The sequence below is a fragment of the Klebsiella sp. MBT K-1 genome, from assembly GCF_002556465.1.
GTDB classification, from domain to species: Bacteria; Pseudomonadota; Gammaproteobacteria; order Enterobacterales; family Enterobacteriaceae; genus Klebsiella; species Klebsiella grimontii.
Genome location: NZ_PDEL01000026.1, coordinates 1 through 21,111 on the forward strand (window position 1 = coordinate 1; position 21,111 = coordinate 21,111).

General features: G+C 56.8%; 22 protein-coding genes. 9 read left to right on the forward strand and 13 right to left on the reverse strand.

The features are described 5' to 3' along the window. The first annotated feature begins 264 nt into the window (after positions 1–264). Positions 265–927: an HAD family phosphatase gene (locus tag CMQ96_RS26785; RefSeq protein ID WP_098067581.1), complete on the forward strand. Its 663-nt coding sequence runs from the start codon at positions 265–267 to the stop codon at positions 925–927. A gap of 144 nt (positions 928–1,071) precedes the next feature. Here the strand turns inward: CMQ96_RS26785 and phnE (CMQ96_RS26790) are convergent, their stop codons facing one another. The 4 genes from phnE (CMQ96_RS26790) to phnC all read right to left on the reverse strand — a co-directional run bounded on the left by phnE (CMQ96_RS26790) (position 1,072) and on the right by phnC (position 4,699). After that, entirely contained in the window at positions 1,072–1,953 is an 882-nt protein-coding gene (gene phnE, locus CMQ96_RS26790) for a phosphonate ABC transporter, permease protein PhnE (RefSeq protein ID WP_098067582.1), read from the reverse strand. After that, on the reverse strand, positions 1,950–2,822 hold the full coding sequence (phnE, locus tag CMQ96_RS26795; protein WP_004132516.1) for a phosphonate ABC transporter, permease protein PhnE: 873 nt from the start codon (positions 2,820–2,822) through the stop codon (positions 1,950–1,952). Before phnE (CMQ96_RS26795) ends, phnE (CMQ96_RS26790) begins: the two co-directional genes overlap by 4 nt. A gap of 69 nt (positions 2,823–2,891) precedes the next feature. Then, entirely contained in the window at positions 2,892–3,833 is a 942-nt protein-coding gene (gene phnD / locus CMQ96_RS26800; protein WP_029669800.1) for a phosphonate ABC transporter substrate-binding protein, read from the reverse strand. Between the two features lie 23 nt (positions 3,834–3,856). After that, positions 3,857–4,699, reverse strand: coding sequence for a phosphonate ABC transporter ATP-binding protein (gene phnC / locus CMQ96_RS26805; RefSeq protein ID WP_024359099.1), 843 nt, complete (start codon positions 4,697–4,699; stop codon positions 3,857–3,859). Between the two features lie 926 nt (positions 4,700–5,625). On the opposite strand from phnC, the gene CMQ96_RS26810 reads away from it, so the two are divergent. From CMQ96_RS26810 to CMQ96_RS26835, 6 genes are all read left to right on the forward strand, one after another. Then, positions 5,626–6,168: a helix-turn-helix transcriptional regulator gene (locus CMQ96_RS26810; protein ID WP_049085727.1), complete on the forward strand. Its 543-nt coding sequence runs from the start codon at positions 5,626–5,628 to the stop codon at positions 6,166–6,168. A gap of 152 nt (positions 6,169–6,320) precedes the next feature. Beyond that, positions 6,321–6,908: a common pilus major fimbrillin subunit EcpA gene (locus CMQ96_RS26815; protein ID WP_049085728.1), complete on the forward strand. Its 588-nt coding sequence runs from the start codon at positions 6,321–6,323 to the stop codon at positions 6,906–6,908. Positions 6,909–6,968: 60 nt separating this feature from the next. Next, positions 6,969–7,637, forward strand: coding sequence for a hypothetical protein (locus CMQ96_RS26820; protein WP_004133761.1), 669 nt, complete (start codon positions 6,969–6,971; stop codon positions 7,635–7,637). A gap of 25 nt (positions 7,638–7,662) precedes the next feature. Beyond that, positions 7,663–10,188: a fimbrial biogenesis outer membrane usher protein gene (locus CMQ96_RS26825; protein WP_024359098.1), complete on the forward strand. Its 2,526-nt coding sequence runs from the start codon at positions 7,663–7,665 to the stop codon at positions 10,186–10,188. Between the two features lie 19 nt (positions 10,189–10,207). After that, positions 10,208–11,821: a hypothetical protein gene (locus CMQ96_RS26830; RefSeq protein WP_223226924.1), complete on the forward strand. Its 1,614-nt coding sequence runs from the start codon at positions 10,208–10,210 to the stop codon at positions 11,819–11,821. After that, entirely contained in the window at positions 11,790–12,494 is a 705-nt protein-coding gene (locus CMQ96_RS26835; protein WP_049087350.1) for a fimbria/pilus periplasmic chaperone, read from the forward strand. The genes CMQ96_RS26830 and CMQ96_RS26835 overlap by 32 nt, the downstream gene beginning before the upstream one ends. A 27-nt stretch (positions 12,495–12,521) precedes the next feature. On the opposite strand, the gene CMQ96_RS26840 is transcribed toward CMQ96_RS26835, so the two are convergent. From CMQ96_RS26840 to CMQ96_RS26855, 4 genes are read right to left on the reverse strand one after another with little or no spacing between them, the layout of a single operon-like run. After that, on the reverse strand, positions 12,522–13,205 hold the full coding sequence (locus CMQ96_RS26840) for an amino acid ABC transporter permease (RefSeq protein ID WP_049087351.1): 684 nt from the start codon (positions 13,203–13,205) through the stop codon (positions 12,522–12,524). Beyond that, positions 13,195–13,947, reverse strand: coding sequence for an amino acid ABC transporter permease (locus tag CMQ96_RS26845; RefSeq protein WP_004133751.1), 753 nt, complete (start codon positions 13,945–13,947; stop codon positions 13,195–13,197). Before CMQ96_RS26845 ends, CMQ96_RS26840 begins: the two co-directional genes overlap by 11 nt. Next, positions 13,944–14,762, reverse strand: coding sequence for an amino acid ABC transporter ATP-binding protein (locus CMQ96_RS26850; protein WP_004133749.1), 819 nt, complete (start codon positions 14,760–14,762; stop codon positions 13,944–13,946). The genes CMQ96_RS26845 and CMQ96_RS26850 overlap by 4 nt, the downstream gene beginning before the upstream one ends. Positions 14,763–14,775: 13 nt before the next feature. Beyond that, positions 14,776–15,585 (reverse strand): ABC transporter substrate-binding protein, encoded by an 810-nt coding sequence (locus tag CMQ96_RS26855; protein WP_004133747.1) that lies wholly within the window; start codon positions 15,583–15,585, stop codon positions 14,776–14,778. Between the two features lie 314 nt (positions 15,586–15,899). On the opposite strand from CMQ96_RS26855, the gene CMQ96_RS26865 reads away from it, so the two are divergent. Continuing rightward, positions 15,900–16,082 carry a hypothetical protein gene (locus tag CMQ96_RS26865; protein ID WP_004129481.1) on the forward strand — a complete coding sequence of 61 codons (183 nt, stop codon included), beginning with the start codon at positions 15,900–15,902 and terminating at the stop codon, positions 16,080–16,082. A 107-nt stretch (positions 16,083–16,189) separates the two neighbouring features. Here CMQ96_RS26865 and CMQ96_RS26870 read toward each other — a convergent pair whose 3' ends face one another. Genes CMQ96_RS26870 through CMQ96_RS26890 form a run of 5 tightly spaced genes read right to left on the reverse strand, consistent with a single transcriptional unit; the run spans position 16,190 to position 20,722 of the window. Further along, positions 16,190–16,885 (reverse strand): ABC transporter ATP-binding protein, encoded by a 696-nt coding sequence (locus CMQ96_RS26870; protein ID WP_004129484.1) that lies wholly within the window; start codon positions 16,883–16,885, stop codon positions 16,190–16,192. After that, positions 16,878–17,660: an ABC transporter ATP-binding protein gene (locus tag CMQ96_RS26875; protein ID WP_098067583.1), complete on the reverse strand. Its 783-nt coding sequence runs from the start codon at positions 17,658–17,660 to the stop codon at positions 16,878–16,880. The genes CMQ96_RS26870 and CMQ96_RS26875 overlap by 8 nt, the downstream gene beginning before the upstream one ends. Then, complete coding sequence (locus CMQ96_RS26880; RefSeq protein ID WP_004133743.1) at positions 17,647–18,696, reverse strand: branched-chain amino acid ABC transporter permease; 1,050 nt, start codon at positions 18,694–18,696, stop codon at positions 17,647–17,649. Before CMQ96_RS26880 ends, CMQ96_RS26875 begins: the two co-directional genes overlap by 14 nt. After that, positions 18,696–19,595: a branched-chain amino acid ABC transporter permease gene (locus tag CMQ96_RS26885; RefSeq protein ID WP_004129493.1), complete on the reverse strand. Its 900-nt coding sequence runs from the start codon at positions 19,593–19,595 to the stop codon at positions 18,696–18,698. The genes CMQ96_RS26880 and CMQ96_RS26885 overlap by 1 nt, the downstream gene beginning before the upstream one ends. A 20-nt stretch (positions 19,596–19,615) precedes the next feature. After that, positions 19,616–20,722 (reverse strand): ABC transporter substrate-binding protein, encoded by a 1,107-nt coding sequence (locus CMQ96_RS26890; protein ID WP_024359092.1) that lies wholly within the window; start codon positions 20,720–20,722, stop codon positions 19,616–19,618. Between CMQ96_RS26890 and CMQ96_RS28740 the strand changes: the two genes are divergently transcribed. Beyond that, on the forward strand, positions 20,715–20,858 hold the full coding sequence (locus CMQ96_RS28740) for a hypothetical protein (RefSeq protein ID WP_162685300.1): 144 nt from the start codon (positions 20,715–20,717) through the stop codon (positions 20,856–20,858). The genes CMQ96_RS26890 and CMQ96_RS28740 overlap by 8 nt on opposite strands. Positions 20,859–21,111 lie beyond the last annotated feature (253 nt).

Below are 21,111 nucleotides of genomic sequence, written 5' to 3' on the forward strand. Positions count from 1 at the left end.
ACGACAGCGCGGGATGTCGCTGTCGTTGTTGTGCCTGTCATCCGGGAGCCGGAGAAGATGACAGTGGTGAAAAGAGTTGCAGGCGTTCACAGTATCTACCGTTCGGCAAATGGCGGTAGAGCTGTAGCCCGGATAAGCGCAGCGCGACCCGGGAAAAAGCCTTACTGATGCGTGAATCTCGGGCGTTTTGTCCGGGTCATTCTGCTGTCATTTTTCTTGCGCATGCTCTCGCGAGGCGCCGTGGCCGATAAGGGAAAATAAACGATGGGTAAAACGCTGACCATTTTCGATCTGGATAATACGTTAATTAAGGGAGACAGCAGTACGCTGTGGAGCCGCTTTATGGTGCGCGAGGGCTGGGTAAACGATCCCGATTACCTGGCGCGGGAAGCGCGGCTGATGGAGGACTACGACCGCGGCGAAATGAATATCGCCGATTACGTGGCCCTGATCCAGGCGCCGCTGATTGGCGTGGCAAAGCGGGATGTGGACGCGCTGCTGGCGCGCTGCGTACGCGAAGAGGTTATGCCGCGCGTGTATCCGCAGGCGTGGGATTTGATTCGGACTTTACAGGCGAAAGGCGAGCAGATGCTGGTGATCTCGGCGTCGGTCAGCCTGCTGGTACAGGCAGTTGCGGCGGAGCTGGGCATCGAGCAGGCGCTGGGCATTGACGTTGTGATGGCCGACGGCGGCTATAGCGGCGTGATTGCCGGTACGCCGAGCTATCAGCAGGGGAAAGTCGTGCGCCTTGAGCAGTGGCTGGCGGCCCATCCCGACTATTCGGGTGAGATAACCTTCTACACCGATTCGATTAACGATCTGCCGCTGTGCCTGCGCGCCGATCGCGTACGGCTGGTCAATCCCTGCCCGCAGCTGGCGGCGACGAACGCGCAGCACCGGTGGCCGGTGCTGGCGTGGCGGCTGTGATTTTCCCCCGGGTGGCGGCGTAAACGCCTTACCCGGGCTACTTTTTCGTGCAGTTTGGGTAGCCTGGACAGGCGCAATGCGCCGCCTCCGGGAATGTCGCGATATCAGGCCCCCCGGGGAAGCGCAGCGCGACCCGGGAAAAAATTAACCAGCTTTAAACAGCGGCACCGCGCTGCCGCCGATATAGCGGCGGCGCAGCCAGGCGGACAGCGTATCCATCGCCATCACCACCGCCACCAGCAGCAGGGTAATAAACATCACCACGTCCCAGTTCCACAGGCGCATATTTTCCGCATAAATCAGGCCGATGCCCCCCGCGCCGACAAAACCGAGTACCGCAGCGGAACGGGTATTCGATTCAATCTGATACAGGCTGAGCGCCAGAAACGTCGGAAAGGACTGGGTAAAAATGCTGAAGCGATGTTTCTGCAAACCGTTCGCCCCCACCGCCGTCAGGCCGCGTCCCGGCGAACGGTCAACCGCCTCATGCCCCTCGGCATACAGACGGCCCAGCAGCCCGGTATCCTGCATGATAATCGCCAGCACCCCGGCCAGCGGCCCGAGCCCAACGGCGCGGACAAAAATCAGCCCCCAGATAGCCATATCGATGCCGCGCAGCACGTCGAACAGGCGGCGCATCAGCAGGGCGATGAGCCCCGGAACAACGCCGCGCATAATGTTGCGCGCCGCGAGAAACGAGAGCAGCAGGGCGATGACCGTTGCGGTAAGCGTCCCGGCGAAAACAATCGCCAGGGTAATGGCGATTTGCGTGAAGTAATAGCGAAACGGCCAGTTGAAAAAGTCGTGCCAGACGAACATCCGCAGTAGATAGCGGCTGATTTGCTGCAGCCCGGCGGCGAGCTGCCCGCCGCTGATGCCGAACTGCATAAAGAACCAGACATAATAGAGCAGGCTGGCCAGCGCCAGCAGGCCGACATAGCGCAGATAGCGCCCCTGGGCCTGATATAAATGCCGATGCTGGCGGCGGCTGGCGGCGATATCCGGTTGTTTTTGCCACTGATTCATTTTTTTCCCTCCAGAACCCACTGCCGCAGGCGGCCGGACAGCATATCCAGCAGCGATACCACGATAATAATCAGCAGCAGCGTGATGCTGACCTGATCGTAACGATCCAGTTTGATGTTGGTCATCAGCTCCTGGCCGATGCCGCCCGCGCCCACCAGCCCGAGGATCGTTGAGGAGCGGAAGTTAATTTCGAGCCGCATAAAGCCGTAGGAGAGAAAAATAGGTTTCACCTGCGGCCACAGGGCAAAGCGAATACGCTGCAGATGCGACGCGCCGCAGGCGGCCAGGCCGCGCACCGGTTTATCCTGGGCGCTCTCCACCGCTTCATAGAACAGCTTGGTCAGGCTGCCGATGGTGTGCAGCATCAATGCCAGAAAGCCCGGTATCGCCCCGATACCAAAAGCCATCACGAAAATGACCGCCCACGCCAGCTCCGGCATGGTGCGCAGAAAAGCCACCAGCACGCGGACGGCAACCCGCAGCGGGGCAGGGGACCAGGCGTTGCTGGCGGCAACGAACCCCAGCAGGGTGGCTATCGCCACCGCCACCAGCGTGGACGCCAGCGCCAGCTGCAGCGTCTCCCAGATCAGCGGCAGCTGTATCGGCAGACGATAGCCCCAGTAAGCCAGCGAACCTTTGGTATGCGAATCGGCAAACAGGTCGGCGACGCGCAGCGTCGGCAGCGTCTCAAACATGTAGTCGAAAAAGTTGGGCAGCGAGTGCCAGATAGTAAAGAGATTAAACTCGGCCATGCTGCCGGCGGCAAAATAGAGCGCCAGCAGCAGCAGGGATCCGCTCAAGGTATCGCGCTTTTGTCGCGAGCGGACCTGCTGGTAATAGCGTTCGAATTCGGTATGGGTGTTATTCATGCGTCGCGGTGTCTTCAACGAGTCGCCGCTGCCCGCGATAGCCCGCGGGCGGCGGCGTCAGGGGCGGGATTAACGCGCGCTAACCAGCTCGCGTTTCATATCGATGATCTGCTGAAAATCAGCCACGCTGCCCGGGCCGATATGCTGAGTACCGCCCATCGCCTTGATAAAGCAGGCGTGATCGTCAGTATCGAGCTTTTTAATCGCGGTAACGACTTTGGCCTTAAAGTCCGCCGGCAGGGCATTGCTGACGAGGATCGGACCGTTCGGGATCAGCGGCGATTGCCAGATAATGCGAATTTGCTTCATCAAATCCGGGTGATCCATGCGAATCAGGCGGTTAAAGGCGCCGACGCTGTAGCCGCTGTTATAGTCGCCGACCATGGAGGTCCAGGTCACCGCGCCGGCAAACTGGCCGTTCAGCACCCCCAGAATGTCCTGCTCGTGGCCGCCGGAGAAGGTCACGCTGGAGAAGAAGTTATTATATTTGTTATCCGAGGTGCCGCCGAACTGCTGTTTAAAGGCGTGGTTCGGAATTAAAAAGCCGGAAGTGGAGTCCGGGTCGGCGAAGCCAAAGGCTTTGCCCTTCAGATCTTCTAACTTTTTATACGGACTGTCGGCTTTGACAATCACCACCGAGTGGTAGCCGCGGGACTGGTCTTTATCATCTACGGCAATCCCGACAATATCGACGGCCTTAGGATTGTTAATATAAACCGAAGCGTACGACGACGGCGACATGCTTAATACGACGTCAACTTTTCCGCCCAGCAATCCCTGAATCACGCCGGAGTAGTCGGACGAGTTACGCAACTTCGTATCGACGTTGAGTTCTTTATCGAGAAACTGTTTAACGCACTGGTTATCACCAATTTGCTGCGTTGCGTTCTGACCGCCAAGGATGCCCAGATTTAATTCCTTCGGTTGTTCAGCAGCGCCTGCCTGCCACGCCATCATAATGCCTGCAACCGCTGCGGATAAACGAACTGCGCCAGTGATGTACTTTTTCATTATTTTGCCCGTGTGAGTGAAATTTAATGCAATTGGCTAATTTCATCGCCGTACAGCCGGTGCAGAATTTCCTGATTCAGCTGCGTGGGATGGTCGTCAAAAATAATCTGGCCTTTGGCCACGCCGATAACCCGCGTGCAATATTCACGCACCAGCTCCACCGAATGCAGGTTTACCATTACGCTGATGCCCTGTTCGCTAATTTCGCGCAGGACATTCATAATTCGCTGCGTATTTTTCGGGTCAAGAGACGCGACCGGTTCATCGGCCAGCAAAATACCGGGGTTTTGCATTAATGCCCGGCAAATGGCCACGCGCTGCATCTGGCCGCCGGAGAGGTTTTCCGCCCGCTGTAGCGCCTGCGGCAGCATATTCATCCACTCCAGCAGGGAGATCGCGCGGGCGCGGTCGGCGTCGGGGAAGACTTTGAATAAGGATTTCAGGGTGGAAGTCTGGCTCAGGCGCCCCAGCAGCACGTTGGTCAAAACGTCGAGGCGCGGGACCAGACAGAAATCCTGAAAGATCATGCCGCACCGGCTGCGCCAGGCGTTTAACGCGCGGCCTGACAGCTTTGATACGTCCTGCGGCGTCCCCACTTCCGGGAAGCTCAGGATCTCGCCGCCGCTGGCGCTATGGGTGCCGTTCAGAAGGTGCAGAAGCGTCGATTTACCGGCGCCGGAACGGCCAATCACGCCAACCAGTTCGCCCGCATGAAGATCGAAACTGATGCTATCCAGGACGGTTTGCTGCGCGTTCCAGGATTTGCTCAGGTTACGTACGCTCAGGACCTTGCGTTGCCGGTCGGTATAGGGGGGCGTAAACGGTTGAAACTCGGTTTCTGCAACCGCAGCCAGAGAACTGTTCATAAATGCGTCCAGGTTCGTCAGTCAACTGGGCACTATTAATGGTGTTTTATATGACTGCCGGATGACAGTAAGACGAACAAATAGTGAACGGACGCAAGAGTTGGGGTAGTGGGTGGCGAAAAAGCCCGACAGGGCTCACACTTTTGTATCCACAAGCGGGAATTCGCGCAGGGTCTGCTACCTTTAATACGCTTTGGCAATGAGATTAATAATGATACGTATTTCCTCTGATAAAGATAAGGCGTTGTATGCGACATTAGCGGGGGAAATTTACCGCCTTGGGCGCAGAGGCATCATTCAGGATGTTCGTGCCAGGCTTCATGCTGAGTCGGTTTAACCGAATAGTTAATCTTTTCGTGCTTGATTACGATTGACCTCGATAAATTTTTAGTCGGCGACCAGGCCTTTTGTGCGGCGTGTAATTTCATTATTTACGCCAGTTAATGGAATTAACCACTGACTTTGTGTTGATTATTGGCATTATATTCTTATTTTTTGACTTTGTTTGACTTTTTTGCATTTTCGAATGAAACCCTCGTTAAGAATAGTCTTAACTGATAATGGCTAAGATCCTGGAACATATAATATTCACTTAAGAATCCCCGTACGCAGTCACAATAACCCTATGAAAATAAATGCTTTTTGTTTTTAACTCAATATTCTTATTTTTATTGTTTTGGCTTAAATTGACCTGTTCGGTAATTAGCCCTGAGAGCACTTATTGACACACATAGCGAAAAATCCTAAATTTGATAACACAAGAAACAAGCAAGTCATTTAGCGTTCTTTGTCTCAAGCAATACTATTTTGAGTTTTGGGTTGAATATATTAAAGAGGGAATTTGCTGACTTAGACTTTGCAGGCCTGGGCTATCAGCAGTGTTGTGATACGTTCAAGATTTCCAGGACTATGGGGTTTAACTTTATATGGATTATAAATATTCTTTGGATCAGTGCATCTGGCCAGCGCATGACAGTTATTTTCTTAAAGGACTCGCTGAGCTAATTATTGATATCGATAACTTAATTTACCTGTCACTTGAAAAGGTACGCCGGGAATTTGTATTTATTAATCTTAGCGCCAGTTCGCTGAACTATTTTATCCGCCGCGATAATGAGTGGCTGGCTGAAATGAAAGGCAAACAAATTGTATTAATTGCCGCAAGGCGCTCGGAAGCGCTGGCCAATTACTGGTATTACAATGGCTCTATTCGTGGCGTGGTTTATGTCGACTTAACGAAAGATATTCGTCAGGAGCTGGCATACGTTATTAATGGTCGTTTTCTACGCAAAGATATAAAGAAAGACAAAATTACCAACAGGGAAATGCAGATAATTCGTATGACGGCGCAGGGAATGCATCCAAAATCTATCGCCAAAATTGAAAATTGTAGTGTGAAAACGGTTTATACCCATCGGCGAAATGCCGAGGCGAAACTGTATTCAAAGATATATAAGCTCGCGCTGTAATTAGTAACAGACGTTAATTTTAAAATTGTGCACCAGGTCGTAACCCCAAAATAATTTGTGCCGCAATAAACATTATGCGGCCTGAACTATGGCGGGAAATGCACACAGACGTGGGACATCAGGTCCCTTAATAAACTCAGGATGAAAAAGCTATGAAAAAAAAGGTTCTTGCAATTGCTCTGGTAACCGCGTTTGCCGGTATGGGTGTCGCTCAGGCAGCTGACGTTACTGCTCAGGCAGTCGCTACCTGGTCCGCAACCGCCAAAAAAGACACTACCAGCAAGCTGGTGGTGACTCCGCTGGGCAGCCTGGCTTTCCAGTATGCCGAAGGGATTAAAGGCTTTAACTCACAGAAAGGCCTGTTTGATGTGGCTATCGAAGGTGACGCCACCGCGACCGCATTCAAACTGACCTCTCGTCTGATCACCAACACCCTGACTCAGCTGGATACCTCTGGTTCCACCCTGAGCGTGGGCGTTGACTACAACGGCGTTGCGGTCGAAAAAACGGCTGACACCACCATGATCGACACCGCGGCGGGCACGCTGGGCGGCAACCTCAGCGCGCTGTCTAACGGCTATAACACCGCTGGCCGTACCACCGCGCAGGACGGCTTCACGTTCTCCATCATCAGCGGCACGACCAATGGCTCTACGGCTGTCACTGACTACAGCGCCCTGCCGGAAGGTATCTGGAGCGGTGACGTCAGCGTACAGTTCGACGCGACCTGGACCAGCTGATCCTCTCGTAGCACCAGGCAGGGGGTATTCCCCCTGCCTTATTTCACGGACTGAATTCATATGAAAAAACACATTCTGGCCATCAGCCTGTTGCTCAGCACAATGACGCCAGCCCTGGCGCTGGATGTGGGCGATATCTCTTCATTTATGAACAGCGAAAGCAGCACGCTGAGTAAAGAGATCAAGAACACGACCGACAGCGGTCGCTTAATTAACATCCATATGGAACGCCTCTCTTCGCCGCTGGATGGCGGCAAGGTCATCCCGATGGATAAGCAGGACGAGATTTTACTGACCCCGGCCAGTCTGCTGCTGCCCGCGAAAGCCAGCGACGTGATCCGCTTTTTCTACAAAGGCCCGGCGGACGATAAAGAGCGCTATTACCGTATCGTCTGGTTCGATCAGGCGCTCAGCGATGCCCAGCGCAATGGCTCGACCCGCAGCGCGGTCGCCACGGCCTCGGCACGCATCGGCACTATCCTGGTGGTGGCGCCAAGAAAAGCAAACTTCCGCTATCAGTACGCCAACGGCACGCTGGTCAATACCGGTAACGCGACGTTGCGCATTCTTGCCTACGGCCCGTGTCTGAAGCCGGCTGACGGTAAAGAGTGCAAGGAAAATTACTTCCTGATGCCGGGTAAAGAGCGTCGCTTCACGCGCGTGAACGTTGCGGACAAAAAAGGACGGGTCGCGCTCTGGCAGGGCGAGCAGTTTGTTCCCGTGAAATAGACATTTCTTATGACGGATCAACATTATGGCTCAACCAGGGATCGCTCCAGGATTAAAAACACTCTTTGCCTCCGGCATGGTCATTTTGCTGGTTCCATTTAGCGTCACTGCCGCCTCCGACAAAGTACAGCAAATCGGCGGCGTGATTATCCCCCAGGCCTTCAGCCAGGCGCTGCAGGACGGAATGAGCATTCCTCTGTTTATTCACCTTAAAGGCAGCACCGGTACCCAGGACGATCAGCGGATCGGCAATGCCTTTATCTGGCTGGATAACGGCGTGTTGCGCGTACGGCAAATTCAGCTGGAAGAAAACGATAATAACGCCACCGTCAGCGAACAGACCCGCAAACAGCTCACCGCGCTGGCCAATGAAGCTTTCAGCAAAGAACTCAATATTAGCCTCACAGATGATGCGCAGCTACAGCTCAGCCTGCGCCAGCTGCTGCTGCAGCTGGTGGTGAAGAAGGAGGCGCTGGGTACGGTGCTGCGTTCGCGCAGCGAAGATATCGGCCAGTCCAGCGTCAACACCCTCAGCAGCACCCTGAACTATAACCTCGGGGTCTATAACAACCAGATGCGCAACGGCGGCAATAATACCTCCAGCTATCTGTCGTTGAACAACGTCACCGCGCTGCGCGAGCACCACCTGGTGCTCGACGGCTCGCTGTACGGTATTGGCTCCGGCAATCAGGACAGCGAAGTCTATAAAGCGATGTATGAGCGCGACTTTGCCGGTCACCGTTTTGCGGGCGGGATGCTGGATACCTGGAATCTACAGTCCCTTGGCCCGATGACCGCCGTTTCGGCGGGGAAGATCTACGGCGCTTCCTGGGGCAACCAGGCCAGTTCGACGGTATTCGATAACAGCCAGTCGGCCACGCCGGTGGTCGCCTTTTTACCCGCCGCCGGGGAGGTCCATCTGACCCGCGACGGGCGCCTGATGAGCGTGCAGAACTTTGCCATGGGTAACCACGAAGTGGACACCCGCGGCCTGCCGTATGGGATTTATGATGTCGATGTTGAAGTGATTGTGAACGGCCGGGTGGTCAGCAAGCGTACCCAGCGGGTCAATAAATTGTTCAGCCGCGGACGCGGCGCCGGCGCGCCGCTGGCCTGGCAGTTCTGGGGCGGCAGCTTCCATATGGACCGCTGGTCCGAAAGCGGTAAAAAGACGCTGCCGGCAAAAGACAGCTGGCTGGCGGGCGCCTCGGCCTCCGGGTCGCTCAGCACCTTAAGCTGGGCGGCGACCGGCTACGGCTATGACAACAACGCCGTTGCCGAGACGCGCCTGACGCTGCCGCTGACCGAATCCATTAGCGTGAATCTGCAGAATATGCTGGCCAGCGACAGCTCCTGGAGCAGCATCGGCAGCATCAGCGCCACGCTCCCCGGCGGCTTCAGCTCGGTATGGGTCAACCAGGAAAAAACGCAGATTGGCGACAGAATACGCCGCAGCAATGCCGATAACCGGGCTATCGGCGGCACGCTGAATCTCAATTCATTATGGTCAAAGCTGGGTACGTTCAGCATCAGCTATAACGATGACCGCCGCTATAACAGCCACTACTACACGGCGGACTACTATCAGACGCTTTATACCGGCTCGTGGGGATCGCTGGGCCTGCGCGCGGGCCTGCAGCGCTTTAATAACGGCGACAGCAGCGCCAGTACCGGGAAATATATTGCGCTCGACTTCTCGCTGCCGCTCGGCAACTGGTTCAGCGCCGGCATGACGCACCAGAACGGCTACACCATGGCCAACCTGTCGGCGCGTAAACAGTTTGATGAAGGCAGCATTCGCACCATCGGCGCCAACGTTTCACGGGCGATTTCCGGCGACACCGGCGATGACAAAACCCTCAGCGGCGGCGCGTATGCCCAGTTTGATACCCGCTACTCCACCGGTACGCTGAATGTGAATAGCGGCGTGGATGGCTATGTGAATACCAACCTGACTGCCAACGGCAGCGTGGGCTGGCAGGGGAAAAATATTGCCGCCAGCGGCCGCACCGACGGTAATGCCGGGGTGATTTTCAAAACCGGTCTTGAAGACGACGGCAAGCTGAGCGCTAAGGTGAACGGCCGTATTGTGCAGCTCTCTGGCAACCGTAATTACCTGCCGCTGTCGCCGTACAACCGCTATGAAGTGGAGCTGCAGAACAGCAAAAATTCGCTCGATAGCTACGACATCGTGACCGGGCGCAAGAGCCAACTGACCCTTTATCCGGGGAACGTGGCGGTGATTGAGCCGGAAGTGAAGCAGATGGTCACGGTCTCCGGGCGGATTCGCGCGGAAGACGGCACGCTGCTGGCCAACGCGCGGATTAATAACCACATCGGTCGTACCCGCACCGATGAGAACGGTGAGTTTGTGATGGACGTGGATAAAAAGTATCCCACCATCGATTTCAGTTACGGTAAAAACCAGAGCTGCGAAGTGGCGCTGGAGCTGAGCCAGGCGCGCGGCGCGGTGTGGGTGGGCGATGTGGTCTGCAGCGGCCTCTCCACTTATGCCCGCGTGCAGCAGACAGGAGAAGGTAATGAAAGCTAAATGGCTGGCATGTTTAATCATGTTAACGGCGGCGCTGTGCGTGACGCGGGTCAACGCTGCGGTAAACAAAACCACCTGGCCCGATGCGGCGGCCATGCAGTTTGTTTTTGTGGAAAACAACTCGGACGATAACTTCTTCGTCACCCCAGGCGGCGCGCTGGACCCGCGGATGACCGGGGCTAACCGCTGGACCGGGCTGAAATATAACGGCTCGGGCACCATTTATCAGCAGAGCCTCGGCTATATCGACAATGGCTATAACACCGGCCTGTACGCTAACTGGTTCTTCGATATGTGGCTGGATAACTCGCCGGCTTCCCATCCTTTGAGCGGCCTGCGCTGCATCAACTGGTATGCGGGCTGCGATATGGCGACCAGCCTGATCCAGCCGCAAACCAGCGATGCCAGCGGCTTCTACGGCGCAACGGTAACACCCGGCGGGCAAAAGTGGATGCACGGCATGATGTCCGACTCTTTCTACCAGTATCTGCAGCAGATGTCGGTGGGCAGCAGCTTCTCAATGACCATCAACTCCTGCATGACGTCGGTGAGCTATGACGCCAGCAGCGGCGCACGCTGCAAAGACCAGGCCTCAGGTTACTGGTACGTACGTAATGTCACCCATACTAAAGCGGCCAATCTGCGGTTAATTAATACCCATGCGCTGGCGGAAGTCTTTATCAACAGCGACGGGGTTCCGACGCTGGGTGAAGGCAACGCCGACTGCCGCACGCAGACGATTGGCACGCGTTCCGGTCTGAGCTGCAAAATGGTGAACTACAATTTGCAGCATAATGGCCTGAGTAATACCTCAATTCATATTTTCCCGGCTATCAGCAACTCGGCGCTGGCTTCCGCGGTGGGAAGCTACGATATGCAGTTCAGCCTCGACGGTAACTCATGGAAGCCGGTAAGCGGCATCGCTCAGTACTATACGTTTAACGAGATGAAATCATCAGATTCAGTGTATGTTTTCTTCTCAAGCAACTTTTTTAAGCAGATGGTGACGCTGGGCATCAGCGACGTGAACACTAAGGACCTGTTTAATTTCCGTTTCTATAACACCACCTCGCCGGAGTCAGGGTGGTATGAGTTTTCGACGTCCAACACGCTGATCATTAAACCGCGTGACTTCAGCATCAGCATTATTTCCGATGAGTATATCTCAACGCCGACGCGTGAGGGCTACGTGGGTAGCGGCGAACCGTCGCTGGACTTCGGCTATATTGTCACCACCAGCGGTAAGACCGCCGCCGATGAAGTGCTTATCAAAGTGAAGGGACCAACGCAGGCGATCGGCGGACGTTCATACTGTATTTTCACTTCACCGGACGGTACGTCGAGAGTGCCGTTCCCGGCGACCCTGGCGTTTACCACCCAGACCGGGGCTATCAAAACGTATGACGCCGGATGTGATGATACCTGGCATGATATGACCGATGCCCTGTGGTTAACCACGCCGTGGACGGATATTTCCGGCGACGTTGGGCAGATGGACAAAACGACGGTGAAGTTTTCCATTCCGATGGATAACCCGATATCGTTGCGCACGGTGGAAGATAACGGCTGGTTTGGTGAAGTGAGTGCTTCAGGAGAAATTCATGTTCAGGCGACGTGGCGTAACATTAACTAATTTGCTGCGGATGCTTATCTGCCTGCTGTCGCTCGGACTGGCGACCGCGGCGCAGGCCATCTCGGTCGGTAATTTAACTTTCTCGATGGCGGCGGAAGATGATTTTGCGTCTAAACGGGTGATTAATAACAATAAAAGCGCCAGATTGTATCGGGTCTCTATTGTCGCTATCGACCGCCCCGGCGGCAAAGAGGTGCGCTCCCGTCCGGCGGACGGCGAGCTGTTGTTTGCCCCGCGCCAGCTCACCCTTCAGGCGGGGGAGAGCGAATATTTTAAGTTTTACTACCACGGCCCGAAAGATAACCGTGAGCGCTATTACCGGGTATCGTTCCGTGAAATACCCACCCGCAATTACGTGATGCGTAATCAAAGCGGGACGGAAGTGAGTATGGATCCGGTGGTAGTGATGGACACAATTCTCGTTGTTCGCCCGCGCGAGGTGCAGTTCAAGTGGGCCTACGATCGTGCGGCGGGTACCGTCAGCAATACCGGGAATACCTGGTTTAAGCTGCTGATCAAGCCCGGGTGTGATACGACGGAAGAGGAAGGAGACGCATGGTATTTACGGCCCGGGGACGTTGTTCGCCAGGCTTCGCTGCGCCAACCAGGGAACCACTACATAATCTATAACGATAAATTTATTAAGATGACCAAAGACTGCCCGGTTAAGTAACCGGGCAGCTTTTTTCGCACTTCGTCGCTAAGCCGCACGACCGGCATAGCGACGGTTCGCCAGCAGGCTCAGGCCGCAGCACAGTAGATAATAAACCGCGCCGGTAAAGACAAATATCGCCAGCGGGTATATCTGCACTCGGTTATTGACCTGGCCGGCAACGGTGGTCAATTCCGGTACGTTGACGATAAACGCCAGCGACGTGTCTTTGAGCAGGCCGATCAATATACCTACCAGCGAGGGCTGAACGTTACGCAGGGCCTGCGGCAGCAGGATCAGGCGCAGCGTCTGTCCGGGGGTAAAACCCTGGGTCAGCGCCGCTTCGTATTGCCCGCCGGGAAGCGATTGCAGGCCCGCCAGCACCGAATGCATCACCGACGCGGCGGTAAACCACGCCAGCGCCACCGTGACGGTGACCGCGCCCGGCAGATCGCTGCCGGTGAGCATGGGCAGCAGATACCACAGCCAGAAAATCACGAAGATCAGCGGGATGCCGCGAATAACCTCCGCCCACAGGAAGAGCAGCCGCCGCACGATCCCGTCGTAGCGCCAGGCGATCCCCGCCAGCAGGACCCCGCCCGGCAAAGCCAGCGCGGCGGCGCCGATCGCCATCAGCAGCGTCAGCACCACGCCGCCGGGAATACCGTCCGCCAGCCGTCCCCACAGCAGATAATCGAGGTTATCAACGATCACCGCCAGATTAGCGTTCATACCCGGCTCTCCTTTGCTGATTTCTTCCCGGGCCGAGACGCGTCAGCGCCACGCCCATCACCACCCCAAGCGCCAGATACAGCGCGGTGCCGACGGCAAACGCCTCCAGTGCATGCGCGTTGTAGCTCTCGATTTGCCGTACCTGGTAGGTGAGTTCGGCGAAGCCGATGCCGCTCGCCAGCGAAGAGAGCTTCATCAGATTCAGATACTGGCCGATAATCGGCTGCCAGGCGTTTGCCAGCCCCTGCGGCAGCAGAATGTGGCGCAGTTCCTGCCAGGGGGTAAACCCCTGCGACAGCGCCGCTTCCCGCTGACCGTGGCTAACGGCGCGCAGCCCGGAGGCGATCTCTTCGATCAGAAACGCCGAAGTAAAGACCCCAAGCCCCCACATGGAGCAGAGAAACTCCGGCGTCAGCCACCAGACGTTGCCCGGCAGAATCGACCAGCTGTGGTCGTCGTTAATAAAATCGCGCGCCCCCAGCGGCAGCAGATTCCAGGCGGCAAAATACCAGAACAGCAGCTGCACCAGCAGCGGCGTATTGCGGAACAGCGATACCCAGGCCGCCACCAGCCAGCGTCCGGGCCGGCCGCCGCCGAGACGCAGCGCCAGCAGCAGGATAGCCAGCACGGTCGCCAGAATCATCCCGGCGACGCTCACCCAGACGGTGGTGAGAAAGCCGGAGATTATCCACTGCAGCGGCTGCCCGCTCAGCACGCCATGCCAGTCAAGATGCGGGATCACGCCTCACTCTCCTGGTGCAGCGGGTCGAGCACCTTCTGCAGGAAACGGCGGGTGCGGGCGTGCTGCGGTCGGGCGAAAAACTCGGCCGGCGGCGCGACTTCGAGAATATCGCCGCCGTCGATAAACACCACCCGATCGGCAATTTCGCGGGCGAACTGCATTTCGTGGGTCACGACCACCATGGTGATCCCGCTGTGGGCGAGGGTTTTCATCACCTGCAGCACTTCGCCGATCATCTCTGGGTCCAGCGCCGACGTAGGTTCATCAAACAGAATAATCTGCGGCGAGGAGGCGAGGGCGCGGGCGATCGCCACCCGCTGCTGCTGGCCGCCGGAGAGCTGGGCGGGCATCTGCCCGGCTTTATCCGCGAGGCCAACCTGGCTGAGCAGCGCCAGCGAGCGCTCGCGGGCGGCGCTTTTGCCCCAGCCGTGGACGCGTTCCAGCGCGAGGGTGATATTCTCCTGCGCCGTCAGGTGGGCGTAGAGATTAAACTGCTGAAAGACGAAGCCGACCCGACTGCGCAGCTGGCGCAGGGCGCTGCCGGTAAGCTGGCGCGTCGGTTTACCGTCGATCAAAATCTCGCCGCCGCTGAGGGACTCCAGCTGGTTGATCAGGCGGATCAGGGTGGATTTGCCCGATCCCGAAGGGCCGAGGATCGCCACCACTTCGCCGGGTTCAACCTGTAAATTTACGCCGTTCAGCACCCGATGATCGCCGTAGCTTTTGGCGACATCGCGGAACTCAATGCTGGCGCGCTGCAGATGCGAAAAATCCGCGGACGATGCCGCGGAGCGTGAAAATAGAGCCGATAACATAATCTTTTTCTGCTTATTTAGCTTCGATAGTAAAGGCGCGCGGCTGCGGGGTTTTGGTGCTCGGGCCAAACCAGACGTCGTAAATTTTTGCCGCTTCACCGGATTTTTCCAGCTTGACCAGCTCGTCATTTACCGCTTTCAGCAGGGTCGGTTCGCCTTTCTTCACGCCGACGCCAATCTCTTCTTTACTCAGTAGGTCGGGGATGATTTTGAAGTTGGCCTTGTCGGGCGCTTCCGCCAGCAGTCCGGCGAGGATGGTGCTGTCCTGGGTAATGGCCTGCACGTTGCCGTTGCGCAGGGCGGTCAGCGCCAGCGGAATGTCGTCATAAGAGAGTACGCGCGATTGCGGGAAACGCTGATGCAGCGCCTGTTCGCCGGTAGTGCCTTTTACCGCGCCGATGCGCGCTTTGCTGTAATCATCAAGCTTATCCGGGGATTTCGCCGGGACGAGGAACTGCTGGCCGGTCACGAAGTAAGGCGTTGAGAAATCAATCACCTGGGCGCGCTCCGGGGTGATGGTGATATCGGCGACGATCAGGTCGGCCTTACCGGACTGCAGCAGCGGAATACGGTTGGCCGGGTTGGTGGCGACCAGCTCCAGCTTAACGCCGAGAGATTTCGCCAGCGCTTCGGCGAAGTCCACGTCGTAGCCGACGATTTTATGCGTTTTTGGGTCTACCGAGCCGAACGGCGGGTTGGCGTCGAAGGTGGCGACTTTGACCACCCCGGCGGCTTTGATATCGGCTAATTGATCGGCCTGAGCCTGCGCGGCGAGCACCAGCATGCCCAGCGCCAGCGCGATTTTTGTTTTTGCAATGCGCATAGTTTTCCCCTGAATCCCTGTTTTGTTTTGTGTTTATCACGCTCCCACAAATCGCCCGTCGGCGGCAAAGAAGAAAAAGTTCTTATCTATAACGAAAAAGAACTTAACAAATCTGTGGATATTGTTTACCCGCATGGGGCTACCAGACTGGAGAAAAGTAGCCCGGACAGGTGCGCAGCACCGCCTCCGGGAAGATCCTCTCCCCCTTAATATGCATCCCACAGAATTACAAATCCGGAATTGATATTTCCCGCCCGCCGTCAACTGTGGTTGAAATAGACCGAGGCAAAAACGCTTCCCGACGGAGGAGAAAAATGAAAGTGGCGCTGTGGCAACGCATAACGGGCTGGCTGGCTTCTTTATCTGGATCTGGCGGAGAAGCCGGGCAGCAGGATACCCAACGCATTATGGAGGCGATATTACCGGTCGCCAGTCTCTACGGAATTGAGCTTGGCAACGTAGAAACAAGGTGGTTTCGCCATGATAAAACATACTGAGCGGCGCAGGACGCGTGAAGCCTACTGGAACGAGGTGTGCTTTGTGTAGCGCGAGGCTGTTTGCGGTTGCGGCGACGCAGGAAGCGATGCCGCAGCCCTGAACAGCTTTATCCCCCAAGATACATCCGCTTAATCTCCGGATTCGCCAGCACCTCCGCCGCCGGGCCAGAGAGCATAATCTTCCCATTCTCCAGCACATAGGCGCGATCGGCGATGGTCAACGCCGCCGTGGCGTTTTGCTCCACCAGCAGCACGGTAATATTCTCCTCCCGCAGCTGCTTAATCGTTGCGAACAGCTCACCGACAATTTTCGGCGCCAGTCCGAGGCTTGGCTCATCGAGCATCAGCAGTACCGGCTCGCTCATCAACGCTCTGGCGATCGCCAGCATCTGCTGCTCGCCGCCGCTCATGGTCCCCGCCATCTGGGTACGCCGCTCTTTCAGCCGGGGAAACAGACTGTACATGCGATCGCGCAGGCGGGGAAAGCCGGCGAGGTTGTTGTAGGCCCCCATGCGCAGGTTTTCTTCGATGGTCAGGTTGGTGAAGATGCGTCGCCCCTCGGGCACCAGCGCCAGCCCCTTACGCACAATCTGATGCGTCTGGCTGCGGGAAATATCCTCGTTGAGAAAATTGACCCGCCCGGTGGAACGCACCAGGTTGACGATCCCGTTGAGGGTGGAGGTTTTCCCCGCGCCGTTACTGCCGATAAGGGTCACAATCTCCCGGTCGTGAATATCAATGTCCACCCCTTTCAGCCCCTGAATCACGCCGTAAAACACTTTTAACTCGCGCGCGCTAAGCATAACGAACGTCCCCCAGGTAGGCGGAAATCACGTCCGGATCCTGAATGGCTTCGGACATCAGGCCGCTGAACAGCGGTTTGCCGTACTCCAGCACCATCACCCGCTCGCACAGCTTGTTGACGAACGGCATATCGTGCTCGATCAGCAGCACGCTGAGCCGGTAGTCGTTGCGCATGCGGAAGATCAGATTCGCCAGATCTTCCGTTTCTTTCGGGTTCATTCCGGCGGCGGGTTCGTCGAGCAGCAGTAATTTTGGCGACGTCGCCAGCGCGCGGGCGATCTCCACCTTGCGCTGGTTGCCGTAGCTGAGGTTGGTGGCCTGCACGTCGGCGAAATGGGCGATGCCGATATCGTCCAGAATCGCCATCGCTTTGGCCTTTGCCGCCCGCTCGGCGGGGAAGTAGCGGCCAATATGCAGCGCCGCTTCCAGCAGCGAATAGCGGCTGGCGCTGTCGAGGCCGACCATCACGTTTTCTAATACCGTCATCGAGTTAAACAGGCGGATATTCTGAAAGGTGCGGGCGATCCCGGCGTTGACCACCCGGTTCGGCTTCAGCCCTTTTAGCGATTTTCCCGCCAGGGTCACGCTGCCGCTGGTCGGTTTATAGTTGGCGGTAATCACGTTAAACATCGTGGTTTTGCCCGCGCCGTTAGGGCCAATCAGGCCAAAAATTTCCGCCTCGTCGACGTGGAAACTGACGCTGTCGATGGCCCGCAGGCCGCCGAACTGCATGGTCACGTCCTGTACCTCTAAAATGACCTTATTTTGCGCCATAGCCGCGGCCCCTTTTGCCCACTTGCCAAATCTCTTTTTTGCCCAGCAGACCTTCGCGGGCGAACAGCATGATGATCAGCAGCAGCAGCGAGAACACCACCATTCGCAGCCCCGGATACGCGCCCAGATCGTGACCGAAGAACTGGAGCGGCTGGTCGAGAAAGCGCAGCCACTCGCCGCTGCCGACCACCAGCACGGTGCCGAGCAGCGCGCCGGTAGTGCTGCCCAGGCCGCCGAGCACGATAATAATCAGCAGCTGGAAGGTGAGCATAAAGTCGAACAGGCCCGGCGAGATGGTGGTCAGCAGCGAGGCCAGCAGGCCGCCGCCGATCCCTTCGAAGAAGGCGCTGGTGGCGAAGGCGCAGGTTTTAATGCGAAACGTGTTCACCCCCATGGCGATAGCGGCGTCTTCGTCGTCGCGCACCGCCTTCATCATTCGCCCGTACTTCGACCACACCAGCTGCAGAATCATCCCGGTCGCCAGCAGGGCGAACAGTCCGCACCAGAACAGCAGGTGCGGCTGCTGCGGGATGTCGTTGAGGCCAATCGCGCCGTTGGTGATCTGCGGGTTGTTGATAGCGAGGATTTTAATGATAAAGCCGAAGCCGAGGGTCACAATCGCCAGGTAGTCGCCGCGCACGCGGAAGACCGGCAGAGCCAGGCACACCGCCAGCGCCGCCGCGCACAGGCCGCTAATCAGCAAGGCGGGCAGGAAACCGGCGTGCAGCACGAGGATCCACGGGCTGGGCGCGGCCATCTCAAACATATCCAGCTTGCTGTCGCTGGAGAGGATCAGCAGGGCGGTGACGTAAGCGCCGACCGCCACAAAGCCGTTGGGCTCCAGCGACAGCTGCCCGGTCACGCCGTTGATCAGGTTGTAGCTGACCGCGAGGATCATAAAGACAAAAATAGTGCTGATGACGCGAATAATGTAGTCGTTGAAGACGACGTTGATCCCGGCCAGCAGCGCGACGCAGAGAACAATAATGACCAGGTTGCGCAGCTGCGCCCCGGCGGTAGTCGTAGCGTTGAGCATCAGAAACGGCTCCTTTCCAGACGTTCATCGCCCATAATGCCAACCGGGCGGAACAAGAGGACCAGAATCAAGAACATAAAGGCAAAGGCGTCTTTGTAGCCGCCCAGCTCGGGAAAGAGGGCGACCGCCACCACTTCGGTAAAGCCGAGAATAAAGCCGCCGAGCACCGCGCCGGTGACGCTGCCGATCCCGCCGAGTACCGCGGCGGCGAACGCCTTCAGGCCAATCAGTACCCCCATCAGCGGGTCGATGGTGGGGTAGCTGATGGAGTAGAACACCCCGCCCAGCGCCGCGAGGCTGCTGCCGAGGGCGAACACCAGTGAGATAATGCGGTTGGCGTCGATGCCCATCAGGCGCACGGTATTGACGTCGAAGGCCACCGCGCGGATCGCCATCCCGTAGCGGGTACGGTACAGCAGCCAGAGGATCGCCAGCAGCAGCAGGACGGTAATCAGCGGCACGATCCACGCCACGTTGGTGATAATCACGTCGCCAAAGGCGCGGGTGTTATTGAAAAAGTCCGGTGCGGAAAAGAAGCGCGAGCTGCCGCCAAACAGCACGTTGAACAGGTTTTCGAGGAAGAAGCTGACGCCGATGGCGGTGATCAGCATTGAGATTTTGGAGGCCTGGCGCAGCGGGCGATAGGCTACCCGGTCGATCAGCATCCCGAACAGGCCGCACAGCGCGAGGGTCAGGAAAACGGCTACCCCGAAGGGTAGCCCAATGGAAGAAAACAAAAACAGGGTGGTAAACGCCCCGACCATCATCACGTCCGCATGGGCGAAGTTGATCAGGCGCAGCACCCCATAAACCATCGTATAACCGATGGCAATCAGGGCGTACATGCCCCCAAGGCTCATTCCATTGACCACTTGCTGGAGAAAAATGGCACCATCCATCTGATATCCCTTATAAAACCTTAAGGATTAACCACGGTACGAAACGCCAGCTTGCCATCCTTCACTTCGTTGATGACCGCGCTGCGGATAGCGTCGCCGTTTTGTAACGTCAGCGTGCCGGTCACGCCCTGGAAGTCCTTAGTGGCGCGAATTTTTTCGTTAACGCAAACCCGGTCGTGCGGGTCGCTGCACTGGTTCATGGCGTTGATAATGACGTTATAAGCGTCCGCCGCCATTGCGCCCCAGGTATGGGTCGGCTGCTGGTATTTGGCTTCCCAGGCTTTGATAAACACCTCGCCCGCCGGCGTTTGCTCTTTGGCGTTCGGCGAGTAGTAGTCGGTGGTCATATAGCCGTTGACCGCGTCTTTACCAACGTCAAAAAAGACCTGATCCGCCGCCAGTCCGTCGCCGCCGACCACCGGTTTGCTCAGCCCCAGCTGTTTAGCCTGTACGGCGATGAGCGCCCCTTCGGTGTAGTAAATCGGCATATAAATCATGTCGACGTTCTTCGCCTTCACGCTGGCCAACTGGGCCTTAAAGTCTTTGCTGCCGCCAGGGGCCTGAACTTCGATAGGTATGGTGCCGCCGTTTTTCAGGAACTGCGTGCGGAAGGCCTTCGCCAGGCCGACGGAGTAGTCGTTGCTGCTGTCGAAGACGATGGCGGCGGTTTTGGCCTTCAGATCGCGCGAGGCGAGGTTAGCGCCGACCACGCCCTGGAAGCTGTCGGAGAAGCAGACCCGGCTGACGTAAGGATGGTTGCGAGTGACGCGGTCGTTGGTGGCGGTTGAGGAGACCAGCGGCGTTTTGCTGTCGTCGGCGATTTTGGTCATCGCCAGGGTATTGGAGGAGGTGACTTCGCCGATCACCGCGTCGACTTTATCGCTGGAGACCAGGCGCTGCATGGCGTTAGCGGCTTCGACCTTGTCGCTCTTATCGTCAATCACGATAAGCTTCACGGTGTCGCCGTTTTTTAACGTCGGCGTAATGCTCTGGATAATATCCAGCCCTTTTTGCGAAGGCTGACCGTAGCCGCTCAGCGCGCCGCTCAGCGGCAATACCACGCCGATTTTAATTTCAGCCGCCTGCGCGCTGCTGGCACCGACCCACGCGGCAACCAGCGTGGCCATTAAAGACGCTTTCCCGGAAAACTTGTTCATTGCTACCTCACCGTCGGTCGATTATTTATCTTTAACCATCAATGACTGCATAACATTGAAAAATAATTCGCCAGCGTACCCGGCGAATTATTGGCTGTTATGTTGAATAGATAACGAGATATATTTAATGCGCAGAATTACCTTACAACGTCCGTTTCATTTTTACTCATGCAATATTCTTATTACCTGCAGGAAAGGGCATAAGGCTGATGACAACCCTGTTTTGGGTACGCTGAACGCATTTTGCCGGGTGGCGGCTGACGCCTTACCCGGCCTGGAAAATCCGCAATTTTAGCGCGCGCCAGAATATAATATTCAGGTGCGCCCGATAATATTAAAAATCTATTCTGCTGCTCGCG